This is a genomic window from Methanobrevibacter intestini (genome assembly GCF_047402955.1).
GTDB classification, from domain to species: Archaea; Methanobacteriota; Methanobacteria; order Methanobacteriales; family Methanobacteriaceae; genus Methanocatella; species Methanocatella intestini.
Window position 1 is genome coordinate 1,249,988 of the sequence record NZ_CP187956.1, and the last position, 16,276, is coordinate 1,266,263.

General features: G+C 31.6%; 16 protein-coding genes and 1 pseudogene. 15 read left to right on the top strand and 2 right to left on the bottom strand.

The annotated features are described in order from the left end of the window. Nucleotides 1-477: 477 nt before the first annotated feature. A complete protein-coding gene (locus ACMC9J_RS05665) occupies nucleotides 478-888 on the bottom strand; it encodes a PH domain-containing protein (RefSeq protein ID WP_019264597.1) in 411 nt (136 codons plus the stop codon). A gap of 639 nt (nucleotides 889-1,527) precedes the next feature. On the opposite strand from ACMC9J_RS05665, the gene ACMC9J_RS05670 reads away from it, so the two are divergent. The 11 genes and pseudogenes from ACMC9J_RS05670 to ACMC9J_RS05720 form a co-directional block, all read left to right on the top strand. Then, entirely contained in the window at nucleotides 1,528-1,893 is a 366-nt protein-coding gene (locus ACMC9J_RS05670) for a ribonuclease P protein component 4 (RefSeq protein ID WP_427003030.1), read from the top strand. Next, on the top strand, nucleotides 1,862-2,119 hold the full coding sequence (locus ACMC9J_RS05675; protein WP_004032467.1) for a YhbY family RNA-binding protein: 258 nt from the start codon (nucleotides 1,862-1,864) through the stop codon (nucleotides 2,117-2,119). The genes ACMC9J_RS05670 and ACMC9J_RS05675 overlap by 32 nt, the downstream gene beginning before the upstream one ends. 104 nt (nucleotides 2,120-2,223) lie before the next feature. Next, nucleotides 2,224-2,661: a 30S ribosomal protein S19e gene (locus ACMC9J_RS05680; protein WP_004032466.1), complete on the top strand. Its 438-nt coding sequence runs from the start codon at nucleotides 2,224-2,226 to the stop codon at nucleotides 2,659-2,661. Between the two features lie 23 nt (nucleotides 2,662-2,684). Further along, on the top strand, nucleotides 2,685-3,041 hold the full coding sequence (locus tag ACMC9J_RS05685; protein WP_004032465.1) for a DNA-binding protein: 357 nt from the start codon (nucleotides 2,685-2,687) through the stop codon (nucleotides 3,039-3,041). A 5-nt stretch (nucleotides 3,042-3,046) separates the two neighbouring features. After that, on the top strand, nucleotides 3,047-3,631 hold the full coding sequence (locus ACMC9J_RS05690) for a DUF7411 family protein (protein ID WP_019264596.1): 585 nt from the start codon (nucleotides 3,047-3,049) through the stop codon (nucleotides 3,629-3,631). Between the two features lie 24 nt (nucleotides 3,632-3,655). Then, a complete protein-coding gene (locus ACMC9J_RS05695; protein ID WP_004032463.1) occupies nucleotides 3,656-3,811 on the top strand; it encodes a 50S ribosomal protein L39e in 156 nt (51 codons plus the stop codon). A gap of 12 nt (nucleotides 3,812-3,823) precedes the next feature. After that, nucleotides 3,824-4,069, top strand: a complete 246-nt coding sequence (locus ACMC9J_RS05700) for a 50S ribosomal protein L31e (RefSeq protein ID WP_427003031.1) — start codon at nucleotides 3,824-3,826, stop codon at nucleotides 4,067-4,069. 36 nt (nucleotides 4,070-4,105) lie between these two features. Continuing rightward, nucleotides 4,106-4,777, top strand: a complete 672-nt coding sequence (locus tag ACMC9J_RS05705; RefSeq protein WP_295870407.1) for a translation initiation factor IF-6 — start codon at nucleotides 4,106-4,108, stop codon at nucleotides 4,775-4,777. Nucleotides 4,778-4,798: 21 nt separating this feature from the next. Continuing rightward, nucleotides 4,799-5,023: a 50S ribosomal protein L18Ae gene (rpl18a, locus tag ACMC9J_RS05710; RefSeq protein ID WP_019264593.1), complete on the top strand. Its 225-nt coding sequence runs from the start codon at nucleotides 4,799-4,801 to the stop codon at nucleotides 5,021-5,023. Between the two features lie 10 nt (nucleotides 5,024-5,033). After that, nucleotides 5,034-5,474: a prefoldin subunit alpha gene (gene pfdA, locus ACMC9J_RS05715; RefSeq protein WP_004032459.1), complete on the top strand. Its 441-nt coding sequence runs from the start codon at nucleotides 5,034-5,036 to the stop codon at nucleotides 5,472-5,474. Between the two features lie 231 nt (nucleotides 5,475-5,705). Then, nucleotides 5,706-6,080: pseudogene (locus ACMC9J_RS05720) on the top strand (transposase); the annotation flags it as partial. 67 nt (nucleotides 6,081-6,147) lie between these two features. Here the strand turns inward: ACMC9J_RS05720 and ACMC9J_RS05725 are convergent. After that, nucleotides 6,148-6,720, bottom strand: a complete 573-nt coding sequence (locus tag ACMC9J_RS05725) for a DapH/DapD/GlmU-related protein (RefSeq protein ID WP_427003032.1) — start codon at nucleotides 6,718-6,720, stop codon at nucleotides 6,148-6,150. Between the two features lie 614 nt (nucleotides 6,721-7,334). Between ACMC9J_RS05725 and ACMC9J_RS05730 the strand changes: the two genes are divergently transcribed. From ACMC9J_RS05730 to ACMC9J_RS05745, 4 genes are all read left to right on the top strand, one after another. After that, nucleotides 7,335-11,813, top strand: coding sequence for a hypothetical protein (locus ACMC9J_RS05730; RefSeq protein ID WP_427003033.1), 4,479 nt, complete (start codon nucleotides 7,335-7,337; stop codon nucleotides 11,811-11,813). A gap of 460 nt (nucleotides 11,814-12,273) precedes the next feature. Continuing rightward, nucleotides 12,274-13,668 (top strand): signal recognition particle-docking protein FtsY, encoded by a 1,395-nt coding sequence (gene ftsY, locus ACMC9J_RS05735; RefSeq protein ID WP_427003034.1) that lies wholly within the window; start codon nucleotides 12,274-12,276, stop codon nucleotides 13,666-13,668. Beyond that, complete coding sequence (locus ACMC9J_RS05740; protein WP_427003035.1) at nucleotides 13,658-14,749, top strand: CapA family protein; 1,092 nt, start codon at nucleotides 13,658-13,660, stop codon at nucleotides 14,747-14,749. The genes ftsY and ACMC9J_RS05740 overlap by 11 nt, the downstream gene beginning before the upstream one ends. After that, a complete protein-coding gene (locus ACMC9J_RS05745; RefSeq protein ID WP_427003036.1) occupies nucleotides 14,733-16,190 on the top strand; it encodes a sodium-dependent transporter in 1,458 nt (485 codons plus the stop codon). Before ACMC9J_RS05740 ends, ACMC9J_RS05745 begins: the two co-directional genes overlap by 17 nt. Nucleotides 16,191-16,276: the final 86 nt, after the last annotated feature.

A 16,276-nucleotide genomic window follows, 5' to 3' on the forward strand; every position in this document is an offset into this window, starting at 1 on the left:
GGGGGAAAATTATCCTGTTTTTAAATAAGGTGCTGTAGTTTTTTATAAAAATATTTAAATAGTACGTGGGGTTAAAAATATAATATGCCTATACATAAACAAGATATTTTAATATAATTTGGTTTATTCTATTTGAAAATAGTGTTGTATGGGATTTAGAGAAGTAGAACTCGTTGTTTAAAATTATTAATAAAATTTAAACATTAAATTACAATTAACACATCAATATATAGTTAGTATTTTTTATTCAACCTTTCTAAACTTCTCTAATTTTATTGATTTAAAACATATTTAGTTTTTTATAAATTATCAAATATTCCCAATTTATTTAGTTTTTAACTGTGATATTGTTCGATATCATATAAACATTCTAAAAAGAAGTATAAATACTTTTTGTTAATATGACTTTAATAAAATTAAATGTGAAACTGAAATTTTTATTTTTGTAAAAAATAGAATAGGATTTATAGAAATCCTTTAAAATAAATAATGTTCTTTTACTAGGCGCACAATTTCTTTTGCTTCTTCAGCTTGGTCTGAAGGTACTTTAAATGATAATGGTTCACTATAAGCTGCTCCGTCTACATTAACAACAGTGTTGTTGGTTACACCTATTTTAATATCTACATCAAAGTCTAAAGTTCCTGCTGTTTCAAATGAAATAGTTTTAATCGTGTCTTTCGGGAAAAATTTAACTTCTACTTTTTTACCGCTTAATCCTTGAACATCTACTTCATAGATTCCATAATTAGTTAAAATTATCTGATCTCTTATAAACTGATATGACTGAATTACTTCTTCATCTTCAAAAAAGAATTCTGATACATAGTCTTTTTCCATATCTGAACTTACATCGCCGTAACCTATTACTTTATCTAAAAATGCCATATTTGTGACCTCACATTTATATTATTAAAATAATACTATTTATATTATAAGGCAATATTTTTGAAATAGGTTTAAAAAGCTTAAAAATAAAAATAGTCTTTGTTACCACTTTTTAAAAAATAGAATATATCTGAAAATAATAGGCAGCCAGTAAAGACAGCCTATTATTCCGATAGCTTTTGTTGTTTAAAATTTTTATTACAATTAACACAATTTTTATTGCTATCTAATTGTTATTTAGATTTTTATCATTTATATAGTTTTGTACATTTTTTAGTTATTTCGTTATATTTTTAGTGTTTGTATATTTTTTTCTAATTTTTTTATATTATTAAGTATTACTTTCATGTTTCATAGTGTTATTTAATCATTTTTTTTGAACTGTCTTTTTTTTTAAAATTATTTTTATGGAAATTTTCATATACTTTAAAGTTAAAAATTATATTGATTTTAATAAAATTTCTTTTTTAACACAACCTTTATAAATATAGAAAAACAAATTTATTCCTAATATTCATATTAACCTAAGGTTATTTTAACTATGGTTTTTGTTTTAATATGCGCAAATCATTTTAATTCAATTTTTGAATATTATATCCTAATTTAATAGTTATTATTATAATTATGAGGAGGATATCTTTGAGTAGAGGAAAAAGACCAAAATGGATGATTGAAATAGCTATTGAACGTATGAATATTCTTTTTGAACGTGCTGAGATTGAATTCGAAAAGCACCCTGAAAGAAGTAACCGTTATGTTGTATTAGCTAAGAAGTTATCTACCAAGTATAATACTAAAATTCCCGATAAATGGGCAAGAAGGTATTGTAAAAGGTGTAATAAGTTTCTCTACCCTGGTCACAACGCTACAGTCCGGCTAGTTAACGAAGAAGTTAACATTTTATGTGGCGAGTGTGGGCATGTTATGAAAATTCCTTATTATAAGGAGAAAAAAAATAAAAGGAGAGCTAAATATGAGTCAATCAAAAAAAGAAATGATGAATAGAGCTCTTTCCGCTATGACAATGAATATTGGTAAAGCTGGTGTTAATGACAATGTCATTGAAGAAATCAAACGCCAACTTAAAGCTAATGAAATTGTTAAACTTAAATTTGCAAAAAATATCGCTAAAAATAAAGATGATTATATAGCTGACATTGTCCAGAAAACCAGATCTAAACTTATAGATGTTAGAGGAAATGTCGCTGTCATTTATAAAAAAAAGCCTTAAAAACATTGCTTAAATTTAGAGTTACAGGCCCTATTTTTATTAGGTCTTAAATTTACAGTTGATTATGAGGACAATTATTTAAAATTAAATATTGGAGAATTAATATGACTACTGTATTTGATGTACCTGCAGATTTATTAATTAAAAAAGTCGCAGAAGAATTTAAAAACAATGATAAAATCAATTCCCCTGCATGGTCCAATTTTGTAAAAACCGGTGTTCACAAAGAAAGAAAACCTGAAGATGTCGACTGGTGGTATACCAGATGTGCATCTATCATCAGAAGAGTGTACATGGACGGACCTGTGGGAGTTATGAGCTTAAGAACTTTCTACGGTGGTAAAAAAGACCGTGGAGTAACTCCTGAAGTATTTAGAAAAGGTAGTGGAGCTATCGTAAGAAATGCACTACACCAATTAGAAGATGCAGGATATGTTGAAAAAGTTGTAGGTGGAAGAGTTGTTACTCCAGCAGGAAGATCATTCTTAGATAAAATTTCTGCTGAAATCATTAAGGATATTCCTAATCTTGCAAAATATTAATTAAATTATTTGGAGAGTTTGATATGAGTGATCTTGATGAAATTCGCCGTAAAAGAATGGCAGAATTAGAAGCCAGACAAGCTGCTGCACAAGGTCAAATGCAACAACAAGCACAACAACAAATGCAACAGCAAGAAGCACAAAGACAATTTGAGGAGCAAAAGAAAGCTTTGATAGCTCAAATTTTGACTACTGAAGCACGTTCAAGATTAGCTAACCTTAAATTGACTAAACCAGAGCTTGTTAATCAAATTGAAATTCAATTAATCCAATCTGCTCAAGCTGGCAGCTTAAGAGGTAAAGTAACTGATGAACAGTTAAAAGTACTTTTAAGACAGATAGCTGGTCAGAAAAGAGAAATTAAAATTACAAGGAAATAATATTAATGAAAGCTTGTGTATTATACAGTGGAGGAAAAGACAGCTCTTTTATGGCGGTTATGCTTAAAAGACTTGGTCTTGATGTTGAATTATGTACTGCCAATTTTGGTGTTTATGATTCTTATATTCCAGCAAGCCTTTCAGCCAAATCTCTCGGGTTTAATCACAGAGTTCTTGATTTGGATTTTGAACTTTTAGATAAAACCTGTGATATGATTATGGAAGACGGATTTCCCAATGACGGAATAAAGTTCATTCATGAAAATGTTGTTGAAGAGATTTCTGAAATGTATGATATTATAGCCGATGGAACCAGAAGGGATGATAGAACTCCTAAACTTAATATAAATCAGATTAAAAGTCTTGAAGATAGAAAAGATGTTCAGTATGTTAATTTGGATAGTTTTGGCCATAAAACAATTAAATTAATTACATCTAATTTATTTGAAATATCTCATGAAAAAAGCAATAAGGACAATAGCTCTGATTATGAGGTTGAAATAAGGACTTTAATTGATGAAAAAGGAGGAAATTCATTGGATATTTTCCCTGAGCATTATCAAACTCGTGTTACTGGGTATAAAAAATAATTATTATTATTATAAGGTGAGAAAATGAGTAGAAATAAACCATTAGCTAAAAAATTAAGAATGGCAAAAGCAAATAAACAAAACAGAAGAATTCCAATCTGGGCTTATGCTAAGACTAACCGTAAACTTAGATACAGACCTAAACCTAGACATTGGAGAAGAAACAGTCTTAAATTATAAGGGGGATTTTTCATGGAAAGAGTTTATACAATTCCACTTAGAAACGTAAAAAAAGTCAAAAGGACTATCAGAGCTCCTAGAGCTATCAGAGAAGTACAAAACTTCTTATTCAAACACATGAACGCTGAAGAAGTAAAGCTCGATGAATCTATTAATCATGAAATTTGGGCAAGAGGTATTCAAAAAATACCTTCTAAAATTACTGTAAAAGCAGTTAAAGATGATGATGGCGTAGTAGAAGCTACTTTAGCAGAATAGCTATAATACTACTTCAATACTGCGTGAGGTAACAATATGTTAAGAAGAATAAACATTGTAGATAATCCTAATATAGGAGTATTTATTTTAGCAACTGATGATTTGGCTATTGTTCCTTACAATCTTCTTGATGAAAAAGTTAAGTTGATTGAGGAAACATTAGAAGTTGAGGCTGTAAAATCTTCTATTTCCGGATGTAATCTTATTGGATCTTTAGCTGTAGCTAATTCAAACGGTATTGTTGTTTCCCCACATGTATTAGATAGAGAAGTTAAACAGTTTGAGGAATTAGGTTTAAATGTAGCTACAATTCCCGGAAAGTATACTGCAGTAGGTAATATTGTTGCAGCTAATGATACCGGAGCTATTGTAAGCCCATTTTTATCTGATGGGGCAGTTAAAGTCATTGAAGATACTTTAGATGTAAATGTTGAATCAACTTCCATGGTTGGAAGCGACATTATCGGTTCACTGATTACAGTTACCAACAAAGGATTTTTAATGGATAAAAATGCCACTGAAACTGAAGTAGACTTTGCTCGTGATGTATTTGGTGTTGAAGGAGATATTGGTACTGTAGGTAGAGGTATTTCTTTAGTTGGGGCATGCTCTCTTGCGAATTCAAGCGGAGCTATTGTAGCTAAAGAAAGTACAGGTCCTGAAATGGCTAGAGTTGAAGAAGCATTAGGCTTTTTAGACGATTTATAAATAATATCCTGAGGAGTTAATATGATAACAAAAATTTACAGAGTTAAAGGTACTTTTGTAATGGGCGATTCATATCATAAATTTACTAAAGAATACAAAGCTACCAATGTGGCTGATTTAGAAGAAAAAATTTATGAACGTTTTGGAAGTAAACATGGTTTAAACAGAAACCAAATTTCTATTAAAGATATTGCTGAAATCGCACCTGAAGACGTTATAGACCCAATTTTAAAAGAAATTTTATAAGGGTGTTACTATGGAAGATCAGCAAAAATTTAATCAATTACTTAATGAAATAAATGTGTACAAACAGCAAGGAGACTTAATTCAGCAACAAATTGAATTAGTCAGAGCTTCCATTGCTGAAGTTGATGCATTAACCAACACTTTAGATGATTTGGAAGGTAAAGATTCTGTTGAAGCTTTCGTACCTGTAGGTGCTGGTTCTTTCATTAAAGGTGAACTTAAAAACACCGATGAAGTTATTGTAAGTATTGGTTCTGGAATAGCTGTTAAAAAAGATGTTGACGGAGCAAGAGAAACTATTGCAAGACAGAAAAAAGATTTGGAAGACAGTTTAGATAAAATGTTGGCTAATATGCAACAGGTGTCTGACATTATCGGATCTTTATCTGCTCAGGCAGAACAGTTAGCTGCTGTTGCTCAAGGAAACATGTCAGCTACCGGATTAAACTAAATATAACTTCCTTTTTTTTTACTTTTTTTTATTTTACTTGGATGTCCACCAAAATTAATTTTGATTTTTTGTCAAAAAATTTTTAGCTTAATTTTTTCTTATTTTTATACTATTCAATATATATTTTATTAATTTTTATTTTTAATTAATTTTAACAATTATTTTATATAAATATGTTTGTTAAATATTTATTTTTTGTTTTAAGTGATTTTCAGATAGTTAAATTTATAATGTAAAAACTGCAAAGCTTGAAACAAATGTTGTTCATCCTCACAAACATATAGAACCATCACAGAATATGAATCCGAAATGCAAAAAGCAATGACTCAAAAAATGGAAAAACAAGAATATAAAGACGAACATGCCAAAAGATAAAGTGTTGAGGAACTATTTGGAATATTCAAAGAACAATTTCAAATAGAAAAAGAAGTAGTTATCGGAATGGTCAAAACAGAAGAAAAAATCAACTTAAATGCACTAGCATATAATATAATCAGATTACACAATCTGAAACAAAAAATAAAAAATACAGCAGGAGATTTAGGGGATTTTTACGAAAGCACATCCATTAAAAATCAATTAAAACTTGATGTATCAATATTTTAAAAAATCAAAAAAATCTGTCAAAATTTAATTTTGACGGACACTCTAAATACATTTTATTACTCTTTTTTTATAGTTTCACATCTCTAATGTATCGTGCGGGAATTCCTCCAACGACGGTGTTTTTTGCAATGTCTTTTGTGACCACAGCTCCTGCAGCAATAATCGCCCCGTCACCAATAGTAACACCGGGAATTACTGTAACGCTGGAACCAATCCACACATCATTGCCTATAATGATGGGGGATGGAATTAGATTACCTCTCTTTTGAGGATTTTCATTATGATTTAAAGTAGCCAGGACAACATTATGGCCAATCAGGACATTATCTCCAATGTAAATTCCTCCTTGATCCTGAAATCTGCATCCGGAATTAATAAAAACATTTTTCCCAATGTGAATGTTTTTTCCAAAATCAGTTGTGAATGGTGGAAAAACTCTGAAATCTTCACTGACTTCCTTATCTATTAGTTTGGAAAACAGTTGTCTAATCTCATCAAAATTATGATATTCATAATTTATTTCACAGGTGATTTTTTGTGCCTCCTGGGAATAATAGTTACATGCTTCAGCCGCATCTTCATCCATTTCCAGTTCAGACCCTTCATTAAAAATCTTTAAAAGCTCCTTTAATTTCAACATATATAAATGTATATTAAAATGAGTATATTAATTGTGCTGTGGTTGGCAACATAGATATGAATAAGCCATATGCACTGAACTTGAGGCAGTGACAATTCACTCAAAAAATAGTTGAAGATTCTTCTTTTACTCTTGAACCTCACTGCCTTTGAGAAGGAGGAAGTTCAACGAGGTTTTCATTACACATGGTGTTAATTTACTTCATTGCACTCTTAAATATCTCCCCCAACATGAATGTCTTATTTTTAACTGGTCACATTCATTAAGAGAAATATTCTACTTCACTAAAAAATATTAACTCTGGGACATAGTTCCAAATGACAGAATCCCTTAAATAACATGAGATTTTCAAATTTCATCACTTGAGATTTAATATTACTGCTTTAACAGTATCAATCCATATTGATATTTGGACAAAAATAATTTTACCTATGAATATCTGCAAAAATTAATTTTGGCGGATACTCGTTTAACTTATTTCATTTCCAAAAACATTCGATATGAATATATTTATATATCATTATTTTTATAATAGTTCTAATGTATTTTGTTTAAATATTATTTTTTAATTTAAACAATCTGCAGTTTTAAACTATTTATGTGGTGTATTAGTTATGAATTTTAAAATAAGTAATATGCTTCCATTATTTTTTGCTGTGGCTTTGATATTTTTGTTATTGCCTTTAGCATCAGCAAATGATACTTTGGAAGCGGAAACTGATTCTAATTTTATGTCTTCCAATATTGGAGAAGATATAAAAACAGACGGACAGTATGATTATGAAACAATTCCGTCTCCCAGTAATGTAAATTATACTAAAGGAGAAAGTGAGGTCATTTCTGTAGAAGCAAAATATTCTCCAGCTTCAAAAGAAGCAATTTCAGGATATTCTATGTATGTATACATAAATGGCGAAGATATTGGTAATCGTGTAAAAATTGATGGTGTTGACTCAAGTGCTACTAATTTTGATTTTAATTTAAATTTAATTTCTGATAAATTGGTAGATGGGCAAAATACTTTAACATTCCATCCAAATAAAGGATTGCTTCAGGGTTTAGGTTACATGGACACACTTAACTTCAATCCTTTAACTGTAAATGTAGGAAACTTTACTCCTGCAGATAATTCTATTTATGTTTCTACAAGTGGTGATAATGACAATCCCGGAACAAAAGAAAAACCACTAAGGGATATTACCAATGCTATAAAACTGGCTAATAGTACAAATGTTACTCAGATTTATATTATGGCAGGTAATTATAAAGAATGTGATATTGAGATTTTAAGCGGCATATCTATTTCCGGTATAGGCAAGGTTGTTATTGATGCTGAAAAGTTAGGCAAGATATTTAAAATTACAACTTCAGCTAATGTATTTTTATCAAACCTTACTTTAGCTAACGGTTTGGCTCCAAAAGATATTAAAGATTCTTATTCAGGGAATTTCTATTCTTTAGGCGGGGCGATTTATATAAAAAATGCAAAAGTAGTCATGGACAATATGGTTTTTGTCAATAACACAGCTACAAATTACGGTGGTGCTGTTGACTGGGAAGGAAATAATGGTGTAATTACTAATTCCCGTTTTATCAATAATTCTGCTACAAATGTCGGCGGTGCTATTGACTGGGAAGGATCCAATGGTAGAGTAATCGATTGTTATTTTGAAAATAACAGGGCTAACAGAGGCGGTGCTATTGACTGGGAAGGAGATACTGCAACTGTTGTAAATTCCACTTTCCTTAGAAATTATGCGAATCAGGGTGCCGGAATTTTCATGTTAAACACTTTAAAATCTAAGGGCAACAATATCTCAAACAATATCTTTGCTAAAAATATTGCTCCCCAAAGAGGAGGGGCTATAGATATTGAAAATGAGAATCAGAATACCTATTCAAAAGTAACTGTCATTGAAAATAATGAATTTATCAGCAATGAAGCGGAATATGGTGGTGCTATAGTGTCTTATTATGGTGCGGCTGATGTAATAAACAATAAATTCAGCGGTAATTTGGCAAATTGGGGTAGTGCTATTTTCAATAACGGTATTTCTTCTTTAAAAAACAATACTATTATAAATAAAAAAGATCTGGCAATTTATAATTTGGGTAAAATTAAATGTGACTTTGTTTTAACATTTATGGAAGGTAAAACCATTGCTGTTAATGACGGAAAAGGTGTAACATTAAATGTAAGTGTTGTTGATGATGTAGGTAATCCAATCAGCGGAGGATATGTAACTTTTAAGGTAGACGGTACAGCTACATTAAATACTGCCTATGAACTGGTTGACGGATTTACATCTGTCAGATTTGTTCCAAGAGTTAACGGTACTTTAACTGTTTCAGGTGTTTATGAAAATTCCCAATTAAAAAATTCAGATACTAAAATCAACGGAACTCTTGAAGTAAGTAATGCAATAGCTGATTATAATGGAATTATTTATGTTTCCGATAAAAATGGAGATGATGACAACACAGGTAGTAAAGACAGTCCAGTTAAAACATTTGATCAGGCTTATTTATTAGCTACACGTGCTGGAGGATTACATACTATTGTTTTAGAATCTGGCCATTATTATGCATCAGGATATACTTTAGAAGATTCAATTACAATTATTGGTAGTGAAAATACTATTCTTGACGGTGAAAACAAAGCTACAATATTTTCACTTTATGGTTTGGAAGATACAGTTTTCAAATTTATAAATATCACATTCATTAACGGTTATGCAAGCAAAAGTTTGTACGGCGGCAGTTATACTGGAGGAGCTATTTTCTTTAAAGGAGGACATCTGTATCTTGAAAATGATGTATTTATAAATAACACTGCTGATGATTATGGCGGAGCTATTTATGTAAATAAAGGATTGGATTTGATTACCTACAAAACATATTTGGCCAATGCTACTATTGTAAACTGTACTTTTAAAAATAACACAGTTCCTACTAATCAGGGAACTTATTTTTCAGGAGGGGCAATTAGTAATTATGGAGGTAATATTACTATAATCGACTCCACTTTTGATGAAAATAAAGCAAGTGCTGGTGGAGCTATTGCTATAGTTCAGTCTAGTGGAAATATGACAGTTATTAATTCTGTATTCAATAATAACTTTGCAGGTAAAATTGCAGGTGCAGCTTATGTAAATGCAATTAAAACAGGCGGGGTAAATTATACAGTTTCATTTACTGACTGTATTTTTAAAAACAACTCTGCTTTAGATGCAGCTGCAGTTGATATTTCCAATGGGGTTATAAACGGCTGTACTTTCATTGAAAATAATGCAACAAGAAATGCGGGAGCTGTAATGACTGTTGGTAATGTTGTAATTAAAAATAACAGATTTATCAATAATACTGCTGAAGAATTTGCCGGAGCAATACTTATAACTCAATCTACAAGTTCCTGGAATCCTGTAACTTATGAAATCACATTAAAAAATAATACAATTAGTGGATGTCATGCAAAAATAGCTGATGAAATATATACATATTCTAATGTTAATATTCATGGTTTAACTCTTGTATTTTTATCTAATGAAACTTTAAAGTATATTCTTGACAGTGATGTAACTTTAGTGGCTAATGTATTTGATGATGTGGGTAATTTAGTATCGGGTAATGATTTTACATTTGAGATTGGTGATGAAAATTACACAACCTATGTAAATAATGGAATAGCTACTCTAAACTTGCAATTAGCTGAAAAATATAATAATACTGTTGTTACAGGCAGTTTTAAAGCTGGTGCTGATGATGATGTTATTAAAACTGGAAAATTAATTGTTGTTCCTTATTATATTGTTATTGAAATGAATAATGTAAGTGGGGAAGTTGGAGAGAAGGTTAATGTTAATATAACTGTAACCAATTCAATTGGTGAGTATATTGCTGGAGGAAATGTATCAGTAAGCTTCAACAATGAAAAATTCTCAGTTCCGATTATCAATGGAACAGCTAAGTTCAACATTACTTTGCCGAATATTCCTGGAAAATATAATTTAACAGTCAGTTATGAAAATGCTAGTGTAACTAAAATTGTAACTGTTAACTCCAACAGGGAAGTTAATTTAACTGTTGGGGATGTGGAAAAATACTTTGGCGGATTTGAAAAATTAATAGCTACTTTAAGGGATAGTTACGGCAATCCGATAGCTAATGCTACTGTATACTTTACTGTTAACGGTCAAACTTATGCTAAATCTACTGATACTAACGGTACTGCTTCAATTGGACTTAACTTGGTATCTAATGTATATGATGTTTCTGTTTCCTATAATGGTTCTGATAAATATGATGCAGTTTCTAAAAACGTTACTGTAACTATTAATCCGACTATTGTAGCTGATAATTTAGTTAAAATGTATCAGAACGCTACCAGATTCTATGCCAAGTTTACTGACAGCACAGGAAAAGCACTAGCTAACACTACTGTCAGATTTAACATTCATGGAGTGTTCTACAATAAAACCACTGATAAAGATGGTGTAGCTGATTTAGGTATTATGTTAAGACCTGGAAATTACATTTTAACTGCTTACAACACTGTAACCGGTGAGGAAAAAGGAGTTAACATAACTGTAAAATCATTAATCGTGCAAAGCGACTTAACCAAATACTACTTAAATGCTTCCAGATTCATGGCAACTGTCTACAACAAAGACGGATCTTTAGCAGTAGGTAAAAATGTAACATTCAACATCAACGGCGTATTCTATCACAAAAAAACAGATGAAAACGGTGTTGCAAGCCTGGGAATTGCTTTAAGACCTGGAAACTATACCATTACAACAATGTTTGACGGATTGGACATTGGAAACAAAGTCAGTGTTTTGCCAACTTTGCTAACTAAAGATTTGGATATGAAATACTTGGACGGCAGCAATTTTACTGTACAAACATTAGACGGTCAGGGTAAGCCATTAGCTAACCAAAACTTGTCATTTAATATTCATGGAGTATTTTATTACAGAACTACTGATGATAATGGTATGGCTAGTTTAAATATGCGTTTAAATCCGGGTAAATACATAATTACATCTATTTGGGATGAATATCAAATAGGAAACAATGTTACAATTGTTTAAGGGATTTTAATCAATCTCTTAACTTTTACTTTTTTTTAGCTGGTGCAGTTTAAATATTTTTATTTTAGGTATGAATAATTGCTTAGTTTTTAAATAATATCTATTCAAATAATTTATCAAGTATTTTTTGAAAAACTCTTGTACTTTTTTGATTTATGGTCTGTTCAATTTTTGTATTGCTTTGCTAAATAATCATGCTGCAGTTTTCAGTATGCAGTTGATTTTTATAATCATTATGTTTTTTTAGATAATTTATTTCAGGCTTTCTTTTAAGAAAATACTTTTATAAAATACAGCAATGCTTTGTAGTAGGCATTATATAAATTATCAAGCGAAACAATAATAAATATTAAGTTTTATTTTAATTTAACATTTTTAAAACAATATTTTTTTACTTTTTATTTATAAATATTATAAAAAACATATTATTTTCTAATTAAACCATAAGGTTGTGTAAAATTTGTTTGAATCTTTGAAAAAGAAGTTTTCACGAACTAGTGATAAATTAGAAGAAGAGCTTATTGAAGAAGCACAGGAAGAAAACAATCTTGAAGAGGAATCAGGTAAAAAATTCTCCTTTTTTTCATTTGGTAAGAAAGATAAGAAAGAAGAAGAGGATTCTAAAAGTGATATAGCTGAAATTCCTCAGGAAGTTGAAAGTATTTCCGATGAAGCTGACACTTCAGATGATGAAGACTCTGAAGATAAGAAGGAAAAATCCGGTTTTTGGAGTTTTGGTAAAAAATCAGGTGATGATAAAAAAGAAGAGCCTCCGGAAGAATCCGCTGAAGAACCTAAAAAATCTCACTTCTGGAGTAAAAATAAAGAGGAAGATTCTTCTGAAGTGGAGGATGATGATTCTGATGATGAAACACAAGAGAAAAAATCTCATTTCTGGAGCAGAAGTAATGATAAAGACTCTGAAGAAGATGAAGAGGATGAACCAGGCGGAATGTTTTCATTTATTACTGCCAAAACAATTTCAGAAAAACATCTTGAAGATATTTTATGGGAACTTGAAATGGGTCTTCTGGAAGGGGATGTAGCTATGGAAGTAGCTAGCGCAGTAGTGGATTCTGTTAAAGATGATCTTGTTGGCCGTAAAATCAAAAGAAGCAATGATATTACTGAATACACATACAATGCACTAAGAAATGCTGTAGCTGAAATTATTGATATTCCGGGCAAGTCAATGACTGAAATGATTGAAGCCAAAAAAGCACAGGGTGAACCTCTTGTTGTAATGTTTGTCGGTATTAACGGTACAGGTAAAACAACAACTATCGGTAAATTAGCTAATTACTATCTTAAAAAAGGTTATACTCCTGTAATAGCTGCTGCAGATACTTTCAGAGCAGGTGCTATTGAACAGGTTAATTATCATGCAGATAATGTTGGAGTTAAACTTATCAAACACCAGAAAGGTTCAGATCCTGCAGCTGTTGCATTTGATGCAGTTGAACATGCAAAAGCTCAGGGTAAAGAGCTGGTTTTAATTGATACTGCAGGCAGGATGCAGACCAATACCAATCTTATGGATGAAATGAAAAAGATTAAGAGAGTTGCAAAACCTGATTTGGTTGTATTTGTAGGAGATGCATTAACTGGTAATGATGCAACTCAGCAGGCTTCCAAATTTAATGAAGCTATTGATATTGACGGTGTTATTTTAACCAAAGCAGATGCTGACAGTAAAGGGGGAGCATCCTTATCTATCGGTTATGTTATTAAAAAACCTATTCTCTTTTTGGGAATGGGTCAGGGATATGATGACATCAGGGAATATGATGCTGACTGGATGCTGAATCAGCTCTTTTCTGAAAGTGGGGAAGAGGGAACTGTTGATGAGGTTTAAAAAATCAACTTTGGTTTTAATTGATGTTTTGGCAGTATTGTCTGCAATTGCGGCTGTAGCTACATTCACATTAAATAATTCAATAATGGAAGTGCCTAAAGGTAATGCTTCTGTTGTTGTAACTGGTGATGTGATGTTTGCACGTAATATGGCTGGAGTATTAAGTTTGGATGAAAGTCCTTTCAGACATGTGGAAAATGTAACTGGAAGTGCAGATTTATTATTAATCAATTTTGAAAATGCTGCAACAACTTCAGGGTATGCTGTAAAAGGGGATGTTCCGCTTAAATGCGATCCTTCCTATGTTCCATTAGCTAAGGCTAACAACAATACAGTTGCAGCACTGGCTAACAACCATTTATTTGATTACGGCACTGACGGTATGAAAGATACCTTAAAGTCTTTGGATGATGCAGGCATCACTCATATCGGTGCAGGAAATAATGAATCTCAGGCTCGCCAAACTGCAAGCAGTGATATAAACGGAAGAAATATTACTATAATCAATTATATGGATTCAAACAACTTTAAAGAATATAGTACTGATGTAATGCCTCAGGCTAACGGTTCTAATCCCGGTTATTCTGCATATGACAGTGATGTTGCAAAACATCAAATTCAGGATGCAAAGGCAAATGGTTCAGATGTTGTAATTGTTTATTTTCACTTTGGAAATGAATACTCCCGTTCACCAAATCCTGATCAGGAAAAGATGGCTCATGAAGTAATAGATTATGGTGCAGATGCTGTTTTAGGTTCACATCCTCATGTAACACAGGGAATTGAAATGTATAAAGGCAAGCCTATATTCTACAGTCTGGGAAACTTCATATTTGACATGTCAAATTCAGCAACTCACATTGCATATATAGTCAAAATGGACTTTGTCAATGATACCGGAGAGTGTACAGTTTATCCTGTGATTATTTCAGGATACCTGCCTTACTTTATGGGACCTGATGAGGGAACCAGTTTACTTAATTCATTGTCTCCTCAATGTGATGATTTGGAAATAACACCGGAAGGTACCGGTAAATTGTATTTTAATTTAACTGATGATAATTATGAATCAAAACAATAAAAGCCAGTGGAACTCTTCTCTTGCATTTTTAATGTCAATGATAGGTGCTGCTGTTGGATTAGGTAATATATGGCGTTTCAGCTATGTACTGTACTCCAATGGTGGAGGATCCTTTTTTATTCCCTATTTTGTAGCTATCGGGCTTCTGGGAATTCCATTTCTTATTTTGGAATATGGTTTGGGGTTCAAATTCAAAACATCCTTTTCAAATCTGCTCCACAAAATAAGACCGAGGTTTGAAGTAATAGGGTGGATTTTAGGTCTTCTTGCATTTGGTGTTGTAACATATTATATGGTTATTCTTGCATGGGATATAGTTTATCTTGGAGCAAGTCCGTTTTTAGGCTGGGGAGCTGATCCTGCAGGATTTTTCTCAAATTATGTTGGTGGAGACTCTACAATTTCCAGCTGGTCACATCTGATTCTTCCGACAGTAGCGGGACTGGTTATTGTATGGGTAATGATATGGTTTATTTCAAAAAAAGAGCTGAACTCCGGAATAGGCAAAGTATCCAAAGTGCTGATTCCATTACTCTTTGTTATAATGGCAGCTATTGTAATATTTTCCCTGACATTGCCGGGTCATAATCTGGGAATTGAAACACTGCTGACTCCTGACTGGTCAGTGCTTTTTGATGTAAACATATGGCTTGCTGCATTTTCACAGATTATATTTTCCTTAAGTTTGGGAATGGCTATTGCACTTACATATGCAAGTTATCTGCCTGAAGATTCAAAATTAATCAACAATGTGCTGATTGTAGTTAGTTCAAACTCAGGTTTTGAGATATTCACTGCATTTGGAGTGTTTTCAATATTGGGATTCATGTCAGTAACATCAGGTGTTCCGATTGAAAGCCTAATCAGACAGGGTACAGGTCTTGTATTTATTGTATTTCCGACAATCTTCAATACAATGGGTATAGCAGGTAAGATATTGGGACCTCTGTTTTTCCTGGCTATATTATTTGCAGGAATAACTTCTGCTCTGGGATTTTTGGAGCCGTTACTTAATTCTGTATGTGACAAGTTCGCATTTACCCGTAAAAAATCAGCCAGCATATTATGCGGTATAGGCTTTTTGATTTCAATGTTTTTCACATGCGGAATCTCCAGCTATCTTGTTGAAATAGTGGACGGATTTTTGAACCAGTTTGGAATATTGTTTTTAATCGCATTGCAGTGCATTATATTTGGATGGATTTTAGGAATTGATGATTTAATTGAAGTTGTAAACAAGGATTCTGTAGTGCATGTTGGAAAGTTATGGGTTGCAATTATTAAATATATACTGCCATGTGTAATTTTCATAGTTTGGACATTCGGAATTATTGATCTGATTAAAACAGGCGGATTTCTGGAACTGACTGTTGATGTAATCATTACTCTCAGTATTTTAATAGCTAGTGTTATGCTGACAAAATTCGAAGATTATAAATAAGTGTTAATAACAAATAGTAAGGTGTAATATGGTTTTTTTTAAATCATATTGTAATATATCAACAAAAAAATTTATTTTTTTGATTC